Below are 24,235 nucleotides of genomic sequence, written 5' to 3'. Positions count from 1 at the left end.
TTTACATAAATGCACTTACAGCAAAAGAAGCAAGTAAAAACAAAGCAATAATAGCATCTGCATACCATTTTTTCTGAAAAAACTCAATTCCGTTAGCTAGAATAACAGATACAGGGAAAAACACATATAAAAACTCAGTTCCAGAGCCATCTTCAACTAAAAGAAAAATTATAGTTGAAATTACAAACTGTGTCAGTACTAAAATCCAGTTTTTTCTAAATTTATTAGGTACAGAAAGAGCTCTTGGACTTTTTAAAAGTATAGAGGCAATTAAAAAGAAACTAATAAAAAGTATAGGGAATAATGATTTTTGATGCGAGTAAAAACTCAAATCAGGATATAAATTCCAGTTAAAAAGAGCCGTAAACTTTTCAGTTTTATCATACCAAAAACAATAGGTAAAGTATAAAAAAACAGGTCCAAAAATTCCGATTACAGGAATCAACAAGGTTTGATACGTAAATCGTTGGTGTAGAAAAATTGATAGGTAAAGCAGTATGATTAACAAAGCTGTGTAAGGCTCTATCAAAAAAGAAATACCTAGCCACAAACCACCATCAAACAATTTATGGAAAACATTCTTAGATGATTGCAAGCTATATACTTTTCGTAAGAAGAGTAGTACAGTTAAATTCGCATAAAAAGTTTTGTTTATGTTAATAACATCAGGAAAAAAACCAATTAGTATTACAAAAAACAGAAAAGCAAAAGAGTTATCGTAGGTTAATAAGTTTTTGGCAATGATAAAATTATAAACAGAAAAAACGACTAAAAACCACCCTAGTTCTGTAAGAATGTTCAATGACAATTCTTTAGAAAAAATACTTAAAACAAAATACCCTAAAAAAAGTACAAAGAGTACAATAAAATTTATGGGTTTAGATTTACCGAAAAAATTGGCTAACATTGTTTCTTTTTATATTTTTGCAGCTGTAAAGATACTTAAGATATGATAGCAGGCAATATTTTTAAATGGATTGGTAGTTTATTTACCGACTTTTTATTCGCTCCATTCAACTGGTTACGTTTAACAATCGCTAAATCAGATGGTGGTTGGTGGACTTCTAACGCTGTAAACTGGTTCTTTTTATTAATCCTATTAGTGTTATTTGCTTATTGGATGAAAGAAGCAGCACGTTTCAAAAAAGAAGGAACAGAAGATAGAGCCTAATTTCTATACACTTTGGGAAGTAAAAACAAATTAAAACGTTTCAAAGAAAATGAAACGTTCGCTAATGTTATTCAGCCAACTAGAGAAGAGGTTGTAAACGATTTTCAACATAAAGGAAAGTGGAAAGACTTCTTTAAAAACGACAATCCGATAGTTTTAGAATTGGGTTGTGGTAAGGGTGAATATACGATTGCGTTAGCAGAAAAAAATCCTGATAAAAACTTTATTGGTATTGATATTAAAGGAGCACGTTTTTGGCGAGGAGCTAAAACCGCTCTTGAAAACGACATGAACAATGTTGCGTTTATCAGAACCCAAATAGAGTTGGTCGATTATATTTTTGCTGAAAACGAAGTTTCTGAAATTTGGATAACTTTCCCAGATCCACAAATTAAGTATAAACGTACTAAGCACCGTATGACGAATTCTGAATTTTTAAAGAAATACCATGGTATTTTAAATTCAGAAGGAACAGTCAACTTAAAAACAGATAGTGAATTCATGCACGGTTACACTTTAGGTTTATTACATGGAGAAGGACACGAAATTTTACACGCTAATCACGATGTTTATAAAAATGTGTATAGCCCAGAAGAGGTAACCGGTACGCAAACATTTTACGAAAAACAATATTTAGAAATCGGAAAACCGATTACCTATATAAAATTCAAACTAAATTATTAATCCTGCTAATTAGCAGGATTTTTTGTTTTAGGTGTTCTTTATACATTCCAATTTAATTCTAAAAGAAAGCTATCTTTACCAAATGACAGATAAAAATTTCTTCGAAAAAGTGTATGAAGTAGCTCGTTTAATACCACATGGAAGAGTAACAAGTTATGGAGCCATAGCTACCTATTTAGGAGCAGCTCGTTCGGCAAGAATGGTTGGTTGGGCAATGAATAATTCTTCAGAAAAAGAAGTGCCAGCACACCGAGTAGTTAATAGAAAAGGATTGTTAACAGGAAAACACCATTTTGAAGGGACAAACCTCATGCAACAATTGTTAGAAAGCGAAGGAATAGAAGTTATTGAGAACCAAATTCAAAATTTTGAAAAGGTGTTTTGGAATCCAAGCGAAGAGTTGTGATAAACTTTAAAGATATAACATACTTAAAAGAAGGAACTGTCCGGCAAAAAGAAGCTCTTAAAGTATTATTAGAGTTAAATCTTTTTGAACTATTAAAAAACTTTAACCCTATTTTGGTAGGTACAATACCTATTAATATTGATATAGAATCAAGCGATTTAGATATTATTTGTCAAAGTAAAAATCATGAAGACATTTTAAAAGTTGTGCGTGAGAAATATGAAAAACTTCCAGAGTTTGAGGTAAAGACAATTCCATCATATAAAAACTTAAAAACAACTATCATTACACTTGAATATAAAACCTTTCCAATAGAGATTTTTATACAAAATAAACATCCAGAAAAGCAAGACTCTTACCTGCATATGCTTGTTGAGTACCAAGTGCTGTTAGAGGAAAGAACAGAATTCAAATCAAAAATAATAGCCTTAAAACAACAAGGAATTAAAACAGAACCTGCTTTTGCACAACTCTTAGGATTGGAAGGAGATCCGTATCAGGGTTTATTAAATTATGGATATGAGAAAGGCTATATTTCTTAGTTTTTAAATGAGATTATGTTTATAGATCAAGCTTATGAGTTCATAAATATTCACTATCTAAACACTTTATTTTCTGCGGTCTAAAATGTATCTTTGCAGTTAGGATTAAATACAAATAAGTAGAAGGTTTATTATTAGCTACTTAAAGCATATAGCATAACATGAGTTTTAAAAAACAAGATATATACAAAGCGTTAGAAACAATTACAGCGCCAGGAGAAGGTAAAAGCTTAATTGAAAACGAAAATATAACTAACGTGGTGAGTTTTGGTGATGAGGTAATTGTAGATGTAACAATTTCAAATCCTTCACTACAAGCAAAAAAGAAAGTTGAAGTTGAGATTATGAAAGCAATTCACGAACACGTTGATCAAAAAATCGATGTAAAAGTGAATGTGAAGGTGGAGGTTCAACAAAAAGAAAACCCAAATCAAATTAGAGGAAAAGAAATTCCTAATATTCAAAACATTATTGCGATAGCTTCAGGTAAAGGAGGAGTAGGAAAATCTACTATTACTTCAAATATGGCGGTTTCATTAGCAAAAATGGGCTTTAAAGTTGGAGTGTTAGATGCCGATGTGTACGGACCGTCACAACACTTAATGTTTGATGTAGAAAGAGAAAAACCATTAGCGGTAAATGTAAATGGACGCTCAAAAATGAAGCCTATTGAAAGTTACGGAGTAAAATTATTATCATTAGGGTTCTTTACAGATCCTAATCAGGCAGTAATTTGGCGTGGACCAATGGCTTCAAAAGCATTAAATCAACTAATATTTGATGCAGATTGGGGAGAGTTAGATTTCTTATTAATCGACTTACCTCCAGGGACTGGTGATGTGCATTTATCAATAGTGCAAGCAGTGCCAATTAACGGAGCAGTTGTAGTAAGTACACCACAAAACATTGCCTTAGCAGATGCTAAAAAAGGAGTAGCAATGTTTAAACAAGAAAGTATTAACGTACCTGTATTAGGTATCGTTGAAAATATGGCGTATTTTACACCAGCAGAACTTCCTAACAATAAATATTATATTTTTGGAGAAGGAGGTGCTAAAAATTTAGCAGAAGATATTGAAACAAGTTTCTTAGGAGAAATACCATTAGTACAAAGCATACGTGAAGCAGGAGATGTTGGACATCCAGTAGCTTTACAAGAAAACACACCACTAGCAGAAGCTTTTACAGAGGTAACCAAAGAAATGGTTTCACAACTATTAAAAAGAAATGCAAACTTACCACCAACAGAAGTAGTACGAATTACTACTATGAGTGGTTGTAGCTCAAAATAAGCAGTTATGGCAACAGCAGACATAAGAAATAATGTAGAAAAAGCGTTGGAAGAAATCCGACCTTTTTTAGTAAGTGATGGAGGTAATATTAAATTATTATCTATAGAAGACAGTACAGTAAAAGTACAATTAGAAGGAGCTTGCAGCGGTTGTTCAGTCAATCAAATGACCTTGAAAAACGGAGTAGAAGCAACGATTAAAAAATACGCACCAGAAATTACAGAAGTAATTAACGTAGCTTAACTGATAAAAGTCAGGTTTTAAGTAAAACAATTGCTTTAATTTTGGGCGTTCGGGCGTGCTTTCGTTACTCGCTTCCCAATTAAAAAAATTGGGAGAGCTCAAACAAGCCACTCAATCACTAACGCATAAATATTCCTGCCTTACTTCAAAAGGTGGGAATCTCAGTATAAATAAGAGAATTTTGTTACAAAATGATACAAACAGACATATTAATTATTGGAGCAGGACCTACAGGATTATTTACGGTTTTTGAAGCAGGATTATTAAAATTACGTTGTCATTTAATTGATGCCTTACCACAACCAGGTGGGCAGTGTTCAGAAATTTATCCAAAGAAACCTATTTACGATATCCCAGCTTATCCAGAGATTTTAGCAGGAGATTTAACCGATAAATTACTAGAACAAATTAAACAATTTGAGCCAGGGTTTACCTTAGGAGAACGTGCAGATACTATTGAAAAACAAGATGACGGAACGTTTATTGTAACAACTAACAAAGGAACAAAACATCAAGCACCTGTAGTTGCTATTGCAGGAGGATTAGGAAGTTTTGAGCCTCGTAAACCACCTATTCCTAATATCGCAAATTTTGAAGATAAGGGAGTGGAATACATGATTAAAGAACCAGAAATTTATCGTGGTAAAGACGTGGTAATTGCTGGAGGAGGAGACTCTGCTCTAGATTGGTCTATTTTCTTAACCGACGTAGCAAAATCAGTAACCTTAATTCACAGAAGAAATGAGTTTAGAGGAGCCCTAGATTCTGTTGATAAAGTACAAGAGTTAAAGAACGAAGGAAAGCTAATGCTAATAACACCAGCAGAAGTTAAAGGAATTATTGGTGATGATAAAGTTGAAGGTGTATTAGTAGAGCAAAAAGATAAAGAACCATTTACATTACCTTGTGAGCATTTTATTCCATTATTTGGTTTGGCACCAAAGTTAGGTCCGATTGCTAACTGGGGGTTAGAGATTGAAAAAAATGCCATTAAAGTAAACAACGCTTTAGACTACCAAACCAATGTTGAAGGAATTTATGCAATTGGAGATGTAAATACCTATCCAGGGAAGTTAAAGTTAATTTTATGCGGATTCCACGAAGCAACGTTAATGTGTCAGAGCGCTTATAAACGTATTCATCCAGACAAGAAATATGTGATGAAATACACAACGGTTGGTGGAGTTGATGGATTTGATGGTACTAGAAAAGAAGCGCCTAAAGCTGTAGTTAAAGCGATTAATTAAGCGTGACATTAACCGAATACATACAACAATTATCCGAAGACAAATTATTGTACTTCGCCTTGCCTATATTTTTCATTTCCATGTTCGTGGAATACCGAGTTGCAAAAGAAAAATATCATGGTAAAGACACTGGAGTATCAATGTTAATGATGGTGTTTTCGGCTATTGTTGAGTTTATTCCAAAGGTTTTAGCATTTGTTGCTTTTTTCTATTTATATGAAATAAGTCCGTTAAAAGGTATAGTGCAACGTCAATGGTGGGCTTGGATTCTATTATTACTTGCAGATGATTTTGCGTATTACTGGTTTCATCGATTAAATCACGAAGTACGCTTGTTTTGGGCAGGTCATGTACCACATCACTCGTCGGTACACATGAATTTAGGAACCGCATTACGTCAAGGAGTTGGTGAGCGTATTCATAAATTTTTCTTTTGGATGTGGATTCCGTTATTAGGATTTGATCCATTAATGATGTTTACGATGATGGGAGTTAGCTTAATTTATCAGTTTTTTGTACATACAGAATTGGTAGATAAATTGCCAAAACCAATCGAATTAATTTTCAATACACCATCGCATCACCGAGTGCATCATGCTTCCAATATTCGATATTTAGATTGTAACCATGCGGGAATTTTAATTATTTGGGATCGTATATTTGGTACCTTTTCAGAAGAATTAAAAGAAGTTGATAAACCTGTATATGGTCTTACAGTTAATATTGAAACTTTTAATCCAGTGAAAGTCGCAACGCATGAATACGCTGCTATCTGGAACGATGTCAAAAGAGCTGATAAATGGAGTGACAAACTGAATTATATATTCAATTCACCGGGTTGGACGCATGATGGAGAAGATAAAAGAGCAAAAACACTTCGAAAAAAAATGAATTTGTAAGATGAATGTTTTAGAGTTAAGAAAAGAAATAGGTATCTATAACAAAACCTTAAACAATTATCTAAAAACATTTAATTTTTTTCCTTTATCAAAAGAAAATATACCTGAAGGTTCTAATGGGAATGATTTGAGAGATTACCATTTAATTTCAAAAAAACTTTATGATTCCATTTTGGTCAAAAGAAAGTCGATTATTGAGTACGAAAAAGATTTTTATGAATGGAAAACAATAGAATATATCTCAAAAAAAATAGGTTTAAAGACACTGGATGTCATCGATTTTTTTAATCAAGATAAATTATCTTTAACTATAATTAATTCCAAAATTAAATTTAAAAGTAGAGAAAAAAATATTTCAGAATTTATTTATGGAGAATGGTCAGGTGAATTGTATGGTAGTGAATTCGTTTATAATAAAATACCAGAACTTTATAAATTGTATGAAGGAAAACAATTATTTAAAAAAGATACAGAATTAAAATATATTTCATCTTATCAATTGCATAAAGAAATAGTTGAGTTTAAATATTAATATTTAAGTATGGAACAAGATATTACTATAAAAATTACCGATCGTGACGGAGTTACTCACGAGGTACAAGCACCAACAGACATGGCAATGAACTTAATGGAAGTAGTTCGCTCGTACGAATTAGCCCCAGAAGGAACTATTGGTATTTGTGGTGGAATGGCAATGTGTGCTTCTTGTCAATGCTATGTGAAATCTGATCATGTATTACCAGAAATGGGAGATGAAGAAGAAGCCATGTTAGCAGAGGCCTTTTATGTAGAAGACAATAGCCGATTGGGTTGTCAAATACAAATGACTCCTGATTTAGATGGATTAGAAGTAGAATTAGCACCTGAGAGTTAGTATTTCAGCCTTACTTTTCTTATATTTGTTGGGCAACAACTAAATCTCTAAAAATAAATGTATTGGCTAGGTCTTTTAGCTCATTTAAAGTTTATGATAAAGCGCAATCCTGAGTGATTGTTTTAATGTAATTATTACACAATTGCTGAATGCGACAATTTATTTGTTGTTGCGTTATTACATTAACCTATTAAATTAGAACATATGCCTTTTTATCATAAATTAGGAAAAATTCCACATAAACGACATATACAATTCCGTAAAGAAGACGGAAGTTTATATTACGAACAATTATTTGGTACAATTGGTTTCGACGGAATGTCAACCAACAGCTACCATGAATACAGACCAACAATGGTCAAAGAAATTCGTAAGCAATACTCTATTGCGCCTAAAGTAGCGAAAGAAAACAATATTCAATCGTATCGCTTCAGAGGATTTCAAGTTCCAGCAGAAAATGATTACTTAAAAAGTAGAAAAGTAGTTCTTACCAATTCTGATTGTAATATCATTTTATCGGCTCCCAAAGAATCTACCAAAGATTACTTTTATAAGAATACAGATGCAGATGAGGTAATTTTCATCCACAAAGGAACCGGAAAATTACGTACGATGTTAGGTAATTTAGATTTCAAATATGGTGATTACTTAGTAATTCCTCGTGGAATCATTTATAAATTAGATTTCGATACGGAAGATAACAGGCTATTTATTGTAGAATCATATCGTCCGGTATATACTCCGAAAAGATACCGTAACTGGTTTGGACAATTATTAGAACATTCACCATTTTGTGAGCGCGATATCCGTAGACCAGAAGAGTTAGAAACGCATGATGAAAAAGGAGATTTCATTATCAATGTAAAAAAACAAGATGAAATTATTGAGATGGTATACGCAACGCATCCATTTGATGTTGTTGGATACGATGGATATAACTATCCGTATGCATTTTCAATTCACGATTTCGAGCCTATAACAGGACGCATACATCAACCGCCACCAGTGCATCAAACTTTTGAAACAGATGCTTTTGTAATCTGTAGTTTTGTGCCAAGGTTATACGACTACCACCCGCAGGCTATTCCAGCACCATACAACCACAGTAATATTGATTCTGATGAAGTGTTATATTATGTAGACGGAGATTTTATGAGTAGAAACGATATTGCTCCAGGGCATATATCGTTACACCCAGCAGGAATTCCTCACGGACCGCATCCTGATGCTACTGAAAGAAGTATCGGTGAAACTGTAACTGAAGAACTAGCCGTAATGGTAGATACTTTTAAACCGTTAAAAGTAACCGAAGAAGCTATGAAAATAGCAGATGAAGATTATTACAAATCTTGGTTAGAATAGTTCAAAGTATCAATGTGACAATTTGAAAATGTATTTATTCAATTTTCAAATTAACTAATTATCAAATTTTCAAAATAGAGAGACATGTCAAAAGAAATAAAATCAGTAAACTACGGTTTAGAAAAAATATTTGAAGGAGCTCAAGACTTCTTACCACTTTTAGGAACAGATTATGTAGAGTTTTATGTAGGAAATGCGAAACAAGCAGCGCATTTTTATAAAACAGCATTTGGATTTCAATCCTTAGCCTATAAAGGACTTGAAACTGGTTCAAAAGAAGAAGTGAGTTATGTGTTAGTACAAGATAAAATCCGATTAGTATTAACGACTCCTTTAAACAGTAAGTCACCAATTAATGAGCACATTGTAAAACATGGTGATGGTGTTAAAGTGGTAGCGCTTTGGGTTGAAGATGCAAAAAAAGCTTATGAAGAAACAACTTCAAGAGGGGCAAAATCTTATATGGAGCCTACTGTTGAAACAGATGAGCACGGAGAGGTTGTAAGAGCAGGTATTTACACATACGGAGAAACAGTTCATATGTTTGTAGAGCGTAAAAATTACAACGGAACATTTTTACCAGGCTTCCAAAAATGGGAATCAGATTATAATCCACCAACAGCAGGATTAAAATATATCGATCATATGGTCGGTAATGTAGGTTGGAATCAAATGGATGTTTGGGTAAAATGGTATGAAGATGTAATGGGATTTGAAAACTTCTTATCATTTGACGACAAGCAAATTCATACAGAATACTCTGCTTTAATGAGTAAAGTAATGTCTAACGGAAACGGAAGAATCAAATTCCCAATTAACGAGCCAGCTGAAGGAAAAAAACGTTCTCAAATTGAAGAATATTTAGATTTTTATGAAGGAGCAGGAGTACAACATATTGCTGTAGCTACTGATGATATTATAAAAACAGTAAGTCAATTAAGATCTCAAGGGGTAGAGTTTTTATCGACTCCACCAGAAGAATATTATAAAGCAGTTCCAGGAAGATTAGAAGAATTTAGTCACGAGTTAAGAGAAGATATTGAAAAGCTAAAATCTCTAGGAATTATGATCGATGCTGATGAAGAAGGATATTTATTACAAATCTTTACAAAACCAGTAGAAGATCGTCCTACGTTATTCTTTGAAATTATCCAACGTATGGGGGCTCGTGGTTTTGGAGCAGGAAACTTTAAAGCGTTGTTCGAATCAATCGAAAGAGAGCAAGAATTAAGAGGAACGTTATAAAATAATAGTTATAAGAACAGCAAATTAAATACCAAGATTCAAGACAATTCATGCCTTGTTTCTTGGTTTTGTTTTATATGATGGATAGGTATTTACATATAAAATCTCCTTTCTCATAAGTTTACTTTGTAGCAAAGTGAATTTAAATTAATCATAAAAGAATATTCAAAAATGAGTAAAGAAGAAATATTAAAAGCAATAGAAGAAAAATACGATAAGTTAGGTGTTCCTGTAGAAGCAATGCTTGAAGGACTGCTTTGGAGTGAGCCAATAACCTATTGGGATTATATACAAACAGATGCACTTTTAGGGTTACAAATTCCTAGAACAACATTACCTGATGAAATGGTGTTTATCATGTATCATCAAGTAAACGAATTATTGTTCAAAATGATTTTGTGGGAAATTGATCAGGTAGCTAAATCTTCTGAAATTACTGCTGAAAAGTTCTCAAAGCATCTAATGCGCATTAGTCGTTATTTTGATATGTTGTGTAGTTCGTTTACGGTAATGGGTGAAGGAATGGATGTAGAGCAATACTTAAAATTCCGCAATACACTTACACCTGCAAGTGGTTTTCAAAGTGCACAATATCGTAAAATTGAGTTTGCATCAACAGATTTAATTAATTTGATAGATGCTCGTTACAGAGATACGATTGATAGAAATTCATCATTTAAAAATGCTTACGATCATTTGTATTGGCAAGCAGCAGGAAAAAACTATACAACAGGTCAAAAAACCACCTTATTAACGTTGTTTGAAAAGAAATACATGGGGGATTTCATCGATTTTATGGAAGATTACAATGATTGTAATCTTTCAAAAAAATTCAAACAATTACCTGATGATGTTCAAAAAGATGAAGTGTTAATTAAAGCAATGCGTCATTACGATTATACAGTAAATGTAAAATGGGTAATGGCTCATTACAATGCCGCAGGAAAATACCTTGGAGGAGAAGAAGGCGATATAGAAGCTACTGGTGGTAGTAACTGGCGTAAGTATTTACATCCTAAATATCAAAGAAGAATTTTCTTTCCATACCTATGGAGCCAAGAAGAATTAGAAAACTGGGGAACTTTTTAACCAGTATAACAATAAAATAAAAGCTGTTTAATGTTCTGTTAAACAGCTTTTTTGATTTTTGGAATAGTAATTGTTTATCAATTTTCATAAGTTTGAACATTATGAGAAAAAGAATATTATTTTTTACGTTTTTGATTATAGCACAAAGTTTCTTTGCGCAAGAAAATCCTGTAGCATACAAGAGTGGTGAGTGGTTACGATTCGATATGAGTTATAGCGGATTTTTAAAAGCAGGAACGGCTGTTTTACAATTAAAGGAGAAGAACTTAAATAATAAAAAAGTGCTTCATGCAGTAGGAACTGGAAAAACAACAGGAGTTATTAGTTGGTTTTTTAAGGTTGAGGACAGGTATGAGAGTTATTTTGGAATCGATAAAGTTCAACCTTATTTATTTAAAAGAAAAATAGATGAAGGTGGACATAAAAAGAATCGTCATATAACTTTTAATCACCAAAAAAATACGGCATATGTTCAAGATTTTCGTAAACAAAAAGATACACTAATATCAGTGAAGTCTCCTCAAGATATGATTTCTACTTTTTATTTTTTAAGAAGTCAAAACACAAAAAACATGAAAAAAGGAGAAGAAATTAAGCTTGATATGTTTTTTGATAATAAAAGTTATCCATTTAAATTACGTTTTTTAGGCAACGAAACGGTTAAAACAAAGTTTGGTAAAGTAAAAACCCAAAAGTTCAGGCCATTAGTTCAAGCAGGTAGAGTTTTCAAGGAAAAAGAGAGTGTAACCATTTGGATTTCAGCAGATGATAACAAAATCCCAATAAAGATGAGAGCTTCTTTAGCAGTAGGTTCATTACGTGCAGATTTAGACGCATATAAAGGTTTAGCAAACCCTTTTGAAATTGTTGTAGATTAAAAAAGTAATATATGCTGTTTATGAATTGTTAAAGTGTAAGAAAAAATACTATTTATTTGTACTTTTGCGCATAAACTCAAATTTAAAGCAGCTTTTTTTTGAAAAAAATAATCCTTCCATTTATTATCGCCTTACTTCTGTTCTCTTGTAAAGAAGAAAAGAAAGCAGTTATAACAGAACCCGTTGAAATAAAAGAGCCAGAGCCAGTTATAGCTTTTGGGTTTAATTTAGATAATTTTACTGTTATTAACGATACGATTAAGGAAGGTGAAAGTTTTGGAGTAATTATGGATAGACATCGTGTGATGTATCCTAAAATAAATGAAATCGCTACAAAAATTAAAGACACCTTTGATGTAAGAAGAGTTCGATCTGGAAGAGCATACACTATTTTAGCATCTAAAGATACCTTAGAACAAGCCAAAGTTTTTATTTATAAACATAACAGAGTTGAAGCTACAATTATTGATTTTAAAGATTCTATAATTTCAGCGTACAAGTACAGAAAACCGATTAAAACGGTACAGAAAGAAATAGCAGGCAAAATTTATTCAAATCTTTCGGTTACGATGGATAGTTTACAATTAAAACCTACGCTTACAAATACGGTTGCAGATATTTATGCTTGGACATTAGATTTTTACCGATTACAAAGAGGAGATAAGTTCAAGTTAATTTATGAAGAAAAATTTATAAACGACACTGTTTTTGTAGGTTATGGAGAAGTAAAAGCAGCTGTTTTTAGTCATGGAGGAGAAGATTTATATGCGTATAAATTCGTTGCTGATTCAATTAAACAAATTCCTGAGTATTACGATCAAGATGGGAATATGTTGCGTCGAGCTTTTTTAAAATCTCCAATTAAATTTCAATACAGAATTTCTTCACGATATAATTTAAGAAGGAGAATTAAGTTGTATGGTAATAAAGTAAGAGCCCACAAAGGAACTGATTTTGCGGCACCTTATGGAACAGAAATTATGACCACCGCTAGCGGAACGGTTGTAGAATCTGCCAGAAGAGGGGGTAACGGTAATTATGTAAAAGTAAAGCATAATAGTACCTATACAACTCAGTATTTACACATGAAGAGAAGGAATGTACGCGTTGGAGATTACGTAAAACAAGGAGATATAATAGGTTGGGTAGGAATGACAGGAAATACGAGTGGTCCGCATGTATGTTATCGTTTCTGGAAAAATGGTAGACAAGTAGATCCGTTTAGAGAAAAACTACCTTCAGCAGAACCTTTGGCTGCAGAAATTAAACCTACGTATTTAGAGTTTATAAAACCATTGAAGAGACAATTAGATAGCATAAAGTTTCCTCAACCAGAGCCTCTTTCATTTAAAGAAAAAGAAATATTAGCTACGAATTAACTATGCCTTTACTTAACATAAAGCCAACTGAAACTGTTGCTTGGGAAAAATTAACAAAACACTTTCAACAAGCCAAAGAGTATGAGTTGAAAGAATTGTTTCTTGAAAATAAGAACAGAAAAGAAGAGTTTTCTATTAGTTTAGATGAATTACAAGTTGATTTTTCTAAAAATAGAATTACTCAAGAAACGATAGACTTGTTAGTTTCATTGGCTAAAGAAGCAGAGCTAAAAGATGCTATTGAAAAATATTTTTCTGGAGATAAAATTAACGTTACTGAAAATAGAGCAGTATTGCACACAGCTTTAAGAAGTAGTTCTGATTTTTCGGTTTTTGTAGAAGGAAAAGATGTAAAGCCTAAAATCCAAACGGCTTTACGTAAAATGAAAGCCTTTAGTAATAAGGTTATTTCAGGGAAATGGAAAGGTTTTACAGGAAAACCTATTACAGATATTGTTAATATAGGCGTTGGAGGATCAGACTTGGGACCTCAAATGGTTGTTGAAGCACTTCAGTTTTATAAAAATAAGTTAAACACTCATTTTGTATCTAATATTGATGGAGATCATGTTTTTGAGATTTTAAAAAAAGTTAACCCAGAAACCACTTTATTCATTGTTGTTTCAAAAAGTTTTACGACTCAAGAAACAATGAGTAATGCAAATACCATTCGAGATTGGTTTTTAAAATCAGCCACAGTTTTTGATATTTCTAAACATTTTGTCGCAGTTTCATGTAATATGAAAGCTGTTGATAGTTTTGGAATTGATAAGAAAAATGTATTCCCGATGTGGGATTGGGTTGGAGGCAGATTTTCTCTTTGGTCTGCAGTAGGTTTGTCAATTTGCTTATCTGTTGGATTTGATAATTTTAAAGAGTTATTGAAAGGAGCAGAAAAAGTTGATGAACATTTTAGAATAACTGATTTTGATGAGAATATTCCGGTTTTACTGGCTTTACTAAGTATTTGGTATAACAATTTTTTTTATGCTGAAACAGAATTGGTATTGCCTTACAGTCAATATTTGGCAAAATTTCCAGAGCACTTGCAACAAGCTATAATGGAAAGTAATGGTAAAAATGTAGATAGAAATGGAGAGGAGATTGATTACCAAACTGGAACCATTATTTGGGGAGGAACAGGTGTAAACTCTCAACATGCGTTCATGCAATTACTACACCATGGTACCAAATTAATTCCAACTGACTTTATTGGTTTTAGAGAACCATTATATGCTTTGGAAGATCATCATGAGAAATTGATGGCAAATTATTATGCTCAACAAGATGCACTAGCTTTTGGAAGAACAAAAGAAGAAGCTCATCTGGAGTTGAAATTAAATGGTCAAGCAGGTCAAATAAATCAACTTTTACCGTATAAGGTTTTTAAAGGGAATCATCCAAGTAATTCTATGTTGTTCAATAAACTGTCGCCCTATACTTTGGGAATGTTATTAGCTATTTACGAACATAAAATTTTTACTCAAGGAGTAATATGGAACATTTTTTCATACGATCAGTTTGGAGTTGAATTAGGAAAAGAATTGGCTCAAAAGAATCTAGTTAACGATTAAACCTCTGTTAATCGTATTGATTTTTATTTCTTTAACTTATAATTAGGTTTTGTTAACAACTCTGTTGATGTGTAATAAACTGATAATCAGTTTTTTTTTGATTTATGTTAACTTAAAGCGTCTTAAATTCTTGTTAAAACTTAACATTAATTTAATATTAGAGATGTGTAAAAGCAGGATATTTGCACCTGCATTTAATAACAATTAGATTAAAAAATGAAAACATTTAAAAATGTATTACTTGTAGCTTTGTTTTTTGCAACAGCTACGGTTTTAGGTCAAACAAAACTTACTGGTAAAGTAGTTGACGAAATGGGGGAACCATTACCAGGAGCTAACGTTGTAGTTAAAGGAACTACAAATGGATCAGCTACTGATTTTGATGGAAAATTTATACTAAACGCTAGCTCAAATTCTGGAGCAGTAGTAGTATCGTTTGTTGGATACAACAAAAAAGTTGTTTCTTTTTCAGGAGCTTCTGATTTAGGAACTATTGCTCTAGCCCCTTCTAACGTTTTAGAAGAAATCGTTGTTACTGCATCAGGAGTAATTGATTTAGCTGAAGATAGAAAGACTCCAGTAGCAGTATCTACTATTAAAGCTTCTGAAATTCAAGCTAAGTCGGGAGCATGGGACTTACCTGAAGTATTAAAATCTACTCCTTCTGTTCAGAATATTAAAGCGGGAGGTTTTGGAGATGGTCAAATGTTCTTACGTGGATTTGATCAAACTAATACGGCTTTCTTATTAAATGGACAGCCTATTAATGGAATGGAAGACGGTAAAATGTACTGGTCTAACTGGTCAGGAGTTATGGATGTTGCTAACGCAATTCAAGTTCAACGTGGTTTAGGTTCTTCTAAATTAGCTATTTCTTCAGTTGGAGGTACTGTAAACATTGTAACAAAGACTATTGATAATAAAGAAGGTGGTTATGTGAGACAAACAGTAGGTAACAATGCTTATACAAAAACAACTGCATATTATTCTACAGGAGTGTCTGAAAAAGGATGGTCTTTCTCAGGAATGTTTGGGCACTGGCAAGGTGATGGTTATGTAGATAATACTCATGGTCAAGGTCAAACATATTTCTTATCAGTAGGATACCAACCAAACGAGAACAATACATTCAATTTCTTATTAACTGGAGCTCCTCAATGGCACGCTGCTGCTGGAAGAGGAACTATACAAACATTCTTAGATAATGGAATTAGATATAACGACTGGAATACAGATAACGTAAATAGTCCTAATACATTAGGTGGTTCGAAAGTTTATCCTGGAGGACGTAACATATACCACAAACCAGTAGCGAACCTTTCTTGGGACTGGACAATTAACGAAAAATCATCTTTGTCTACAGTATTATACGGATCATTAGGTAGAGGTTCTTTCGCTTCTTTAATTACAGATAGAAATACCGGAGAAGCATTATATGCTAGAGGTTCATATAATAACCATAACTGGTATGGTTTAGTATCTAATTATTCTACAAAGTTAACTGAAAACCTTGATTTTAACGTAGGTGCTGATGTAAGAGCATATAATGGTATTCATTTTAGAGGTGTAAATGAGTTTATAGGAGTTTCTTCATTAGACCAGTCTAGTGTTTTCTCTGGTAACTATACAATTACAAACTCTTACGGAGGTATCAACCCTTGGTCTGCAGTATTTAACCCAAATTCAGATCATGATCAAAGATTAGGGTATGATTATGAGGAAGATATTACTTATTATGGATTATTTACACAATTAGAATATTCTAAAAATGCATTCTCTGCTTTCTTCCAAGGAGCTGTTTCTAATCAAGATCACGTAAAAACTGATTATTATAACTTTACTGAGGCAACTGATTCTGAAAAAGTTTCTAATTTTGGATACAATTTAAAAGTAGGAGCAGCATACGAAATAAATGAAAACCATAAGGTTTTTGCTAACGCAGGTTATTATTCTCGTCAACCATTCCATGATGATCTTTTTGATAATATCAGAAACTCTAATGATTTAATTATTCCAGCAGTAGATAATCAAGAGATTACAGGGTTAGAATTAGGTTACCAGTTTGGTAGTGAGTATGTTTCGGTTAATTTAAACGGTTACTATACAAAATGGGCAAACAGAACATTATTAGATAATAATGGTGAAGTTTTTGATACTCCTGCTTATGAGTCTTACCAAACATTTGGTGTAACACAGCTTCACTCTGGAGTTGAGTTAGAAATAATGACACGTCCTTTACCAGGTTTAAAACTAGATGGTTATGTGTCTGTTGGAAACTGGGAGTTTGATGGTAATGGAAATCAAAGAACTTTTAACTCAGATGGAAATCAAATTGGTACAGAACAAGAAGTAGTATTAGATGGATTTAAAGTTGGTGGAGCAGCTCAAACAACTGCAGGTGTTATGGCTAGCTATAAAATTTTACCTACTTTATCTATAGATGGTAACTGGAATTTTTATAAAGATATGTATTCTATAGGTTCTTTAACACAAGCAACATTTAAATTACCAACTTATAATTTAACTGATTTAGGTTTATCTTTTAGTCCTAAATTAAAAGAAGGTACTTATTTAAAAGGTATTAGCTTTAGAGTTAATGTAGATAACGTATTTGATGAATTATATTTAGAGTCTGTAAATGGAAATACTCAAGCTTCTAGTAATCCATCAGAAAACTGGAAAGGTGTAAATACAAGCAATAATGGACGTTTTGGTTATGGTAGAACATGGAACGCATCTGTTAAATTAAGCTTTTAATATCTATAACAGATTAAAATAAATTTAAAAACCACCTCATATGAGGTGGTTTTTTTATGCAGAAAATTCAGTATTTTTACACAGACAAAACTTTAAAAATCATGATGAAAACATTACACTCTTATTGGGCATACGTTGTATTAGCAGTTTTAATATTTGCGGTGGTAAATGCTATTATAGGATTAGTACAAAAAAAAGAATTTACCCATAAAGAGTTCCGTTTAGGACTATTCACGTTAATAACAGCTCATATTCAATTATTAATAGGTTTAGGATGGTATTTTATGTCTCCTTGGTATAAAGCTCTAAAATCGAATGGAAGTGAGGTTATGGGAGAGCCAATGGCACGCTTATTGGCAGTAGAGCATCCATTAATGATGATTATTGCTATTGTATTAATAACCATAGGATGGTCAAAACATAAAAAACAAGTAAAAAGCGAAGCTAAGTTTAAAACCTTTGCCATCTTTTACGGATTGGCTTTGTTGCTAATTCTCTCAAGAATTCCTTGGAATAATTGGTTTTAAGATAAAATTATAGTCCCGCTTCCGCGGGATTTTCTATTTTTGCGCACTAGTAAAGTTTTAATAATGAAATCAGTATGTTTTAATAACAGGTTTTTAATTATTAAATGACAAGACTAAGCAAATAACAAAACAACTAAATAGAATGAAAATCTTAAGCTATTTACTTTCATCAATCTTTGGATTGGTGTTTTTCTCTTTACTGTTAATTTTCCATCCATTACAATGGTTAGGGCTAAAACTTTTTGGTCAAGAAGGACATCAAAAAGTAGTAAACATCATGAACTGGTTTCTGATAAAATCACTTTTAATACTAGGAATTCGTGTTCAATTTGAGAGCAAACAAGAGTTACCAGAAAATACTACACTAATTTTTGTAGCAAATCATCAAAGTACATTTGATATTCCGCCAATTATTTGGTATCTTAGGAGACACTACCCAAAATTTGTATCAAAGAAAGAACTAGGAAAAGGAATTCCTAGTATATCTTTTAACCTAAAACACGGAGGTGCTGCTCTAATCGATAGAAAGGACGCTAAACAAGCATTATCTGAATTAGGAAGATTCGCCAAAAGTATTAATAAAAATAAATGGTCTGCAGCGATTTTTCCTGAAGGAACGAGAAGTAGAACCGGAAAACCTAAACCGTTCTCTGTAAACGGGCTTAAAATGATTGTTAAGTACAATCCAGAAGCCTTTGTAGTCCCTATTTCAATTAACAACTCATGGAAAGTATTTAAATACGGAAAATTCCCATTGGGAATTGGAAGTCCGATAAAAATAAGAACTCACAAACCAATAAAAGTAGACAGCTTACCGTTTGATGAGTTAATTACCAAAGTAGAAACAACTATAAAAGAAGCAATTTACTAAACAAAACAAACAACAATAAATATAACCTTTAAATTAAATTATGTCAATACAAAACATTAGAAAGGAAGTAATGCAAACGCTGGAAAAAAACATTGACAGTTTTGTAGACAGATTCTTGATGCCAATAGAAAAAATTTGGCAACCGACCGATTTTTTACCAAACTCACAACAAGATTCTTTTATTGATGAAGTAAAAGAAATTCAAGAGCTTTCAAAAGAACTTGATGATGATTTTTGGGTAGTTTTAGTTGGAGATACTATTACTGAAGAAGCTTTACCAACGTATGAGTCATGGTTATTAGACTTAGATGGAGTTACACAACAACCAGATAATGGTTGGGCAAAATGGGTGCGTGCTTGGACAGCGGAAGAAAACCGTCATGGAGATGTATTAAACAAGTATTTATATCTTTCAGGAAGAGTAAATATGCGAGAAGTAGAAGTATCTACGCAGCATTTAATTGCTGATGGATTTGATATAGGTACAGCTACTGATCCGTATAAAAACTTCGTGTATACAAGTTTTCAAGAGTTAGCAACGTATATTTCGCATAATAACGTAGCTAAAATTGCAAAAAAACAAGGGCATAAAGCTTTAGCAAAAATGTCTAAAATCATCGCAGGAGATGAAATGCGTCATCACTTAGCTTATACTGAGTTTGTAAAAGAAATCTTTAAGATAGATCCAAGTGAAATGATGTTGGCTTTTCAACATATGATGAAACACAAAATAGTAATGCCAGCAATGCACTTAAGAGAATCATTTGGTGAAAAAGGAAGTTTATTTGATGATTTCTCTACAGTAGCGCAAAGAATAGGGGTATATACTGGTTTTGACTATGTTGACATCCTTAAAAAATTAAATGAGACTTGGGAGATTGATAAAATAACCAATTTAACTCCAGAAGCAGAAAAAGCACGTGATTTCTTAATGAAATTACCAGACAGAATGTACCGAATCACCGAACGTATTGTAGTACCAGATACAAAGTTCAATTTTAAATGGATGATTCCTGCATAAAAATAAAAAAGCAACCAATTTGGTTGCTTTTTTATTGTAATATAAACGTGTCTTGATCATCCAAAAAACGAAATCGATCACGTGTTTTTATTTGTGCTTCTTTGTCTAACTCAACAAGTAATATTTCTTCGGTTCCTTGATTGTTTTTAGCCAAACAGTTTCCTAAAGTATCATAACAAACTGTGTTTCCAGTATACTCATAGTCGTTAGCATCAACACCTACTCTATTCACACCAATGGCATAGCTCATGTTTTCGATAGCACGTGCTTTTAATAGGGTATCCCAAGCTTCAATACGAGGTTTAGGCCAACTGGCTACGTACAACAATAAATCATAATTTTCAGTATTTCTAGCCCACACAGGAAAACGTAAATCATAACATATTAACGGGCAAATTTTCCATCCTTTATAGTCAACGATGATTCTTTCAGTTCCTGCAGAAAATACTTCATGTTCACCTGCCAGTGTAAAGGTGTGTTTTTTGTTATACGAATCTATTTTTCCTGAAGGATGCACAAATAATAAACGATTATAAAAACAATCATTTTCACGAATAACAATACTTCCAGTAATTGCAATAGCCTTTTTTTGAGCCAAATCTTGTAGCCATTGTATCGTTTCACCTTCCATAGTTTCAGCAACAGCTGAAGCATTCATGGTAAATCCTGTAGTAAACATCTCAGGTAAAACGACTAAATCAATTTCACTTGATAAACTATTGATTTTTTCTTCAAATTGTTTTCTGTTTTCTGTTGGGTTTTCCCAAACCAAATCCGATTGAATCAAAGCTACTTTTAAAGTATTCGTTGTGTTCATGACTAAAGGTTGTTTGTACTATCAAAAGTAGGATAAAAATTGTACTTTGCTTACAAGAAAACCAAGGTATGCAGTCTTTTATTTCAGAAACGTTAGATACTATTTTACAAAACACCAAATCGTTTGAAAATGTTGTCTTTATATTGCCTTCACAAAGGGCAGGAGTTTTTGTAAAAGAAACATTTAAAAAGAAAATTTCGGCAGGTTTTTTACCGGAGATTATCAATATTGGTGATTTTGTTGAAGAAATTTCTGAAATGAAAAAGATTGATGCAGTTCAGCTCCTTTTCCATTTTTATACCATTTACAAAGAACAAGAAGAGAATCCAGATTCGTTTGATGTGTTTTCGTCGTGGGCATTCACGCTTTTACAAGATTTTAATGAAATCGATCAACATTTAATTAATTCGAGAGAAATCTTTGTGTATTTGCGAGATATACATCGTTTACGAAAATGGTCGGTAAAAGGAGAGTTTAAAGAAACCGAATTGATGAAAGATCACTTTTCATTTATGGAAAAGTTGAATAAGTATTACGATGCTTTTTATCAATTTTTGGTTGAAAACAATATCGGATATCAAGGGGTTTTATATCGAGAATCAACTAAAAAAGTAGCGGATTTCATCCATAGAAATCAACAAAAGAAATACTTTTTTATAGGGTTTAATGCGTTAAATGCTGCGGAAGAATTGTTATTCGAACAATTTTTGTTGAATGGAAATGCAGAAGCCTATTGGGATATTGACAAAACGTTTTATGAAAGCCAACACCAAGCGGGAAGCTTTTTAAGAAAGTATAAAACTCGTTGGAAATACTATCAGCAGCACCCAATTCAAACGATTAAAGACTACTTTTCAGAAAGTAAACATATTGAGGTGATTGGAGCTTCTAAAAACATCACGCAAATAAAGTATGCAGGAGAAATTCTAGAAAAACTTCCTAACTATAATAACACAGCGTTGGTTTTGGCAGATGAAACCTTATTGCCAATTACGTTGAATTCATTGCCGGCAACTGTAAATGCGATCAATATTACAATGGGATATCCATTAAAAGATATTCCAACAACGAGTTTAATCTTTGCCATTTTTCAATTATTCCTGAATCAAGAAAAGTTAGAAAAGAAGGAAGAAAACTTTTTTTATCATAAAGATGTGGTTCGCTTGGTAAAGGATGCTACTATTTATCGATTATTACAGGTAGATGATCAAACAAACATCGCGGACGTACTTTCAGAAACGATAGCTAAAGAGAATAATACCTTTATTAATCAAGAAGAAATCATAACATTTCTTTCTCCAGTTAGTAAGGAGATTAAAGAAAGAATAGTCACTATTTTCAATTCATTTGTATCAATTAGTGAGTTTTTAAACAGAATTATTGAGTTAATCAACTTGTTGAAAGAAAATGCTAACGAACTAGAAAAAGAATATTTATTCCGTTTTTACACAGCCTTTACTCAGTTGCAAAATTTACATAATGAGTTTGGTTATGTACAAGATTTAAAAACGTTGCATCAATTTTTTAGGCAACTAATACAATCAGAAAGTTTATCATTTCAAGGAGAACCGTTACAAGGATTACAGTTAATGGGAGTATTAGAAACACGTGTGCTAGATTTTGAAAATGTAATCATCACTTCAGTAAATGAAGGAGTTTTGCCAGGAAATCATCAACAGAACACATTTATTCCGTTTGATGTAAAAATAGAGTTTGGTTTACCAACATACAGGGAGAAAGATGCACTGTTCTCCTACCACTTTTTCCGATTGTTACAACGTGCCAAAAACATTTACATTTTATACAATACCGAGCATGATGTGTTTGGAAGTGGAGAAAAAAGTCGTTTTGTAACACAGCTAGAAATGATGCGAGATGATATTACTGAAAAAATCATCAGCCCAAAAGTAGTTACGTCACCTATTCAATTAAAGGAAATTCAAAAGGACGAAAAAGTGTTGGAGCGTTTACAAGAATTAGCTCAAAAAGGAATTTCTCCATCGGCATTGACCAATTATTTATACAACCCGATTGCTTACTATAAACAGAAAATTTTAAAAATAAATGAGCTAGAGGATGTAGAAGAAACAGTTGCAGCGAATACAATGGGAACAGTAGTACACGATACATTAGAAGAGTTGTACAAACCATTTATAGGGAAGTTTTTGCAAGCGAATGATATTGAAGACATGCAGCAAAAAACTAAAAAACTCATCACTTTTTACTTTTCGAAACATTTTAAAAATGGTGATGTAACCACAGGTAAAAACCGATTGATTTTTGAAGTAGCCAATCGTTTTGTAGAGAATTTTCTATTGAAGGAAAAACAATTGCTGAAGGATGAGAATAACCAACTAAAAATAATTGCTACTGAGCAGGAGTTATCTTCAGAAATAAAGGTGGAAGGAATTGATTTTCCTATAAAAATAAAAGGAATTGTCGATCGAATTGATGAGCTCAACGGTGTTACTCGAATTATCGATTATAAAACAGGGATGGTTGATAGTACAAACTTAAAAGTAATCGACTTTGAAGTGATACGTGATTTAAAATACCACAAAGCTATTCAGGTAATGTTGTATGCATTTTTGTATACCCAACACACACAATTTAATTTTGAGAAACCCTTAGCAGCTGGAATTATCTCATTTAAAAATTTAAAAAGTGGCTTTTTACAAATGAATTTTTCATCCAATTATCGAAAACCTGATAATGCTATTACAGAGGAAAGGTTAGAAGAGTTTATGACCGAAATAAAAACAGTGTTAACAGAATTATACAATCCTGCACTCAGCTTTGTAGAAGCTACTAATTTACCTTATTAAATAGCTAAATAAACAATTTCCCAATCTTGGTTGTTACTCGTGTAGGTTTTTAAAGTTTTAAAACCAATCGCTTTATGTGCATTCACAGATCGAGTATTCTTTTTGTCAATTTCAGTAATAATAGAGTCGTATATTCCAGAGAATTCTTCTTTCATTTTTGCATACAAACCTCTAAAAACACCCTTACTTCGGTAATGTTTGTCTATACAAACCTGTCCCATTAAAATATAAGGTTTAGTACCTTCTGAAGTAGTATCTATTTCATCAAACATAGGAATGAGAATAGGGATGTCATTTCTGAAAATTTTAGACATTGATAGAGCATAACCCACAACAATGCCATTGCTTTTTGCGATGATATGCGGGTGTATCTCGTTCATTTTTTTCAATAACTCAAAATCATGACGAACCGTAACAAAACCTTGTTCTTTTTTATCAATTTCTGATAAACTTTCAGGTAAATTTTGTTGTTGTAGCTCTAATATTTGAAGCAGTTCTGTTGGGTTGGTTGTGGTAGTGAACTCAAGCATAG

The 24,235-nt window shown here is 32.5% G+C and carries 24 protein-coding genes; 21 read left to right on the top strand and 3 right to left on the bottom strand.

Annotation, left to right across the window (positions count from 1 at the left end; genetic code table 11):
* Position 1: 1 nt before the first annotated feature.
* Positions 2 to 907 (bottom strand): DUF6427 family protein, encoded by a 906-nt coding sequence (locus tag ACKTSU_RS13565; protein ID WP_408037054.1) that lies wholly within the window; start codon positions 905 to 907, stop codon positions 2 to 4.
* A 42-nt stretch (positions 908 to 949) separates the two neighbouring features.
* On the opposite strand from ACKTSU_RS13565, the gene ACKTSU_RS13560 reads away from it, so the two are divergent.
* From ACKTSU_RS13560 to ACKTSU_RS13465, 20 genes are all read left to right on the top strand, one after another.
* Positions 950 to 1,171, top strand: a complete 222-nt coding sequence (locus ACKTSU_RS13560; RefSeq protein ID WP_408037053.1) for a DUF6341 family protein — start codon at positions 950 to 952, stop codon at positions 1,169 to 1,171.
* 12 nt (positions 1,172 to 1,183) lie between these two features.
* Positions 1,184 to 1,855 (top strand): tRNA (guanosine(46)-N7)-methyltransferase TrmB, encoded by a 672-nt coding sequence (gene trmB, locus ACKTSU_RS13555; RefSeq protein WP_408037052.1) that lies wholly within the window; start codon positions 1,184 to 1,186, stop codon positions 1,853 to 1,855.
* An 82-nt stretch (positions 1,856 to 1,937) separates the two neighbouring features.
* Positions 1,938 to 2,261, top strand: a complete 324-nt coding sequence (locus tag ACKTSU_RS13550; protein WP_408037051.1) for an MGMT family protein — start codon at positions 1,938 to 1,940, stop codon at positions 2,259 to 2,261.
* Positions 2,258 to 2,803, top strand: coding sequence for a DUF4269 domain-containing protein (locus ACKTSU_RS13545; RefSeq protein WP_408037050.1), 546 nt, complete (start codon positions 2,258 to 2,260; stop codon positions 2,801 to 2,803). Before ACKTSU_RS13550 ends, ACKTSU_RS13545 begins: the two co-directional genes overlap by 4 nt.
* Before the next feature lie 161 nt (positions 2,804 to 2,964).
* Positions 2,965 to 4,095 carry an Mrp/NBP35 family ATP-binding protein gene (locus ACKTSU_RS13540; RefSeq protein ID WP_408037049.1) on the top strand — a complete coding sequence of 377 codons (1,131 nt, stop codon included), beginning with the start codon at positions 2,965 to 2,967 and terminating at the stop codon, positions 4,093 to 4,095.
* A 6-nt stretch (positions 4,096 to 4,101) separates the two neighbouring features.
* Complete coding sequence (locus ACKTSU_RS13535) at positions 4,102 to 4,338, top strand: NifU family protein (RefSeq protein WP_099214828.1); 237 nt, start codon at positions 4,102 to 4,104, stop codon at positions 4,336 to 4,338.
* A gap of 191 nt (positions 4,339 to 4,529) precedes the next feature.
* Entirely contained in the window at positions 4,530 to 5,585 is a 1,056-nt protein-coding gene (locus tag ACKTSU_RS13530; RefSeq protein WP_408037048.1) for an NAD(P)/FAD-dependent oxidoreductase, read from the top strand.
* Between the two features lie 80 nt (positions 5,586 to 5,665).
* Positions 5,666 to 6,484 carry a sterol desaturase family protein gene (locus ACKTSU_RS13525; protein WP_408037165.1) on the top strand — a complete coding sequence of 273 codons (819 nt, stop codon included), beginning with the start codon at positions 5,666 to 5,668 and terminating at the stop codon, positions 6,482 to 6,484.
* Position 6,485: 1 nt separating this feature from the next.
* Positions 6,486 to 7,016: a hypothetical protein gene (locus ACKTSU_RS13520; protein WP_408037046.1), complete on the top strand. Its 531-nt coding sequence runs from the start codon at positions 6,486 to 6,488 to the stop codon at positions 7,014 to 7,016.
* 9 nt (positions 7,017 to 7,025) lie between these two features.
* Positions 7,026 to 7,358, top strand: coding sequence for a 2Fe-2S iron-sulfur cluster-binding protein (locus ACKTSU_RS13515; RefSeq protein ID WP_408037045.1), 333 nt, complete (start codon positions 7,026 to 7,028; stop codon positions 7,356 to 7,358).
* Between the two features lie 204 nt (positions 7,359 to 7,562).
* Positions 7,563 to 8,720 (top strand): homogentisate 1,2-dioxygenase, encoded by a 1,158-nt coding sequence (locus tag ACKTSU_RS13510; RefSeq protein ID WP_408037044.1) that lies wholly within the window; start codon positions 7,563 to 7,565, stop codon positions 8,718 to 8,720.
* A gap of 84 nt (positions 8,721 to 8,804) precedes the next feature.
* Positions 8,805 to 9,965, top strand: coding sequence for a 4-hydroxyphenylpyruvate dioxygenase (gene hppD / locus ACKTSU_RS13505; protein ID WP_408037043.1), 1,161 nt, complete (start codon positions 8,805 to 8,807; stop codon positions 9,963 to 9,965).
* 171 nt (positions 9,966 to 10,136) lie between these two features.
* Entirely contained in the window at positions 10,137 to 11,054 is a 918-nt protein-coding gene (locus tag ACKTSU_RS13500; RefSeq protein WP_408037042.1) for a tryptophan 2,3-dioxygenase family protein, read from the top strand.
* Positions 11,055 to 11,155: 101 nt separating this feature from the next.
* On the top strand, positions 11,156 to 11,932 hold the full coding sequence (locus ACKTSU_RS13495; RefSeq protein WP_408037041.1) for a DUF3108 domain-containing protein: 777 nt from the start codon (positions 11,156 to 11,158) through the stop codon (positions 11,930 to 11,932).
* A 98-nt stretch (positions 11,933 to 12,030) separates the two neighbouring features.
* Entirely contained in the window at positions 12,031 to 13,311 is a 1,281-nt protein-coding gene (locus ACKTSU_RS13490; RefSeq protein ID WP_408037040.1) for a peptidoglycan DD-metalloendopeptidase family protein, read from the top strand.
* Positions 13,312 to 13,313: 2 nt separating this feature from the next.
* Complete coding sequence (gene pgi, locus ACKTSU_RS13485; RefSeq protein WP_408037038.1) at positions 13,314 to 14,885, top strand: glucose-6-phosphate isomerase; 1,572 nt, start codon at positions 13,314 to 13,316, stop codon at positions 14,883 to 14,885.
* 216 nt (positions 14,886 to 15,101) lie between these two features.
* Positions 15,102 to 17,642: a TonB-dependent receptor gene (locus ACKTSU_RS13480; RefSeq protein ID WP_408037036.1), complete on the top strand. Its 2,541-nt coding sequence runs from the start codon at positions 15,102 to 15,104 to the stop codon at positions 17,640 to 17,642.
* A gap of 104 nt (positions 17,643 to 17,746) precedes the next feature.
* The gene (locus ACKTSU_RS13475; RefSeq protein WP_408037164.1) at positions 17,747 to 18,169 is read left to right on the top strand and encodes a hypothetical protein; all 423 of its coding nucleotides are present in this window, start codon (positions 17,747 to 17,749) and stop codon (positions 18,167 to 18,169) included.
* Positions 18,170 to 18,311: 142 nt separating this feature from the next.
* Positions 18,312 to 19,040, top strand: coding sequence for a lysophospholipid acyltransferase family protein (locus ACKTSU_RS13470; protein ID WP_408037034.1), 729 nt, complete (start codon positions 18,312 to 18,314; stop codon positions 19,038 to 19,040).
* Positions 19,041 to 19,080: 40 nt separating this feature from the next.
* Positions 19,081 to 20,061 carry an acyl-ACP desaturase gene (locus ACKTSU_RS13465; protein WP_408037032.1) on the top strand — a complete coding sequence of 327 codons (981 nt, stop codon included), beginning with the start codon at positions 19,081 to 19,083 and terminating at the stop codon, positions 20,059 to 20,061.
* Positions 20,062 to 20,092: 31 nt separating this feature from the next.
* Here ACKTSU_RS13465 and ACKTSU_RS13460 read toward each other — a convergent pair whose 3' ends face one another.
* Positions 20,093 to 20,878 (bottom strand): amidohydrolase, encoded by a 786-nt coding sequence (locus ACKTSU_RS13460; RefSeq protein ID WP_408037030.1) that lies wholly within the window; start codon positions 20,876 to 20,878, stop codon positions 20,093 to 20,095.
* Between the two features lie 68 nt (positions 20,879 to 20,946).
* On the opposite strand from ACKTSU_RS13460, the gene ACKTSU_RS13455 reads away from it, so the two are divergent.
* Entirely contained in the window at positions 20,947 to 23,703 is a 2,757-nt protein-coding gene (locus ACKTSU_RS13455; RefSeq protein WP_408037028.1) for a PD-(D/E)XK nuclease family protein, read from the top strand.
* On the opposite strand, the gene ACKTSU_RS13450 is transcribed toward ACKTSU_RS13455, so the two are convergent.
* On the bottom strand, positions 23,700 to 24,233 hold the full coding sequence (locus tag ACKTSU_RS13450; RefSeq protein WP_408037027.1) for a GNAT family N-acetyltransferase: 534 nt from the start codon (positions 24,231 to 24,233) through the stop codon (positions 23,700 to 23,702). The two genes, ACKTSU_RS13455 and ACKTSU_RS13450, sit on opposite strands and share 4 nt — an antisense overlap.
* Between the last annotated feature and the right edge of the window lie 2 nt (positions 24,234 to 24,235).

Origin of the sequence: Tenacibaculum aestuarii (assembly GCF_964510395.1) — a bacterium.
GTDB lineage: Bacteria > Bacteroidota > Bacteroidia > Flavobacteriales > Flavobacteriaceae > Polaribacter > Polaribacter aestuarii.
Note: the sequence above shows the minus strand (reverse complement) of the source record. Positions and strands in the feature narration are given on the sequence as shown.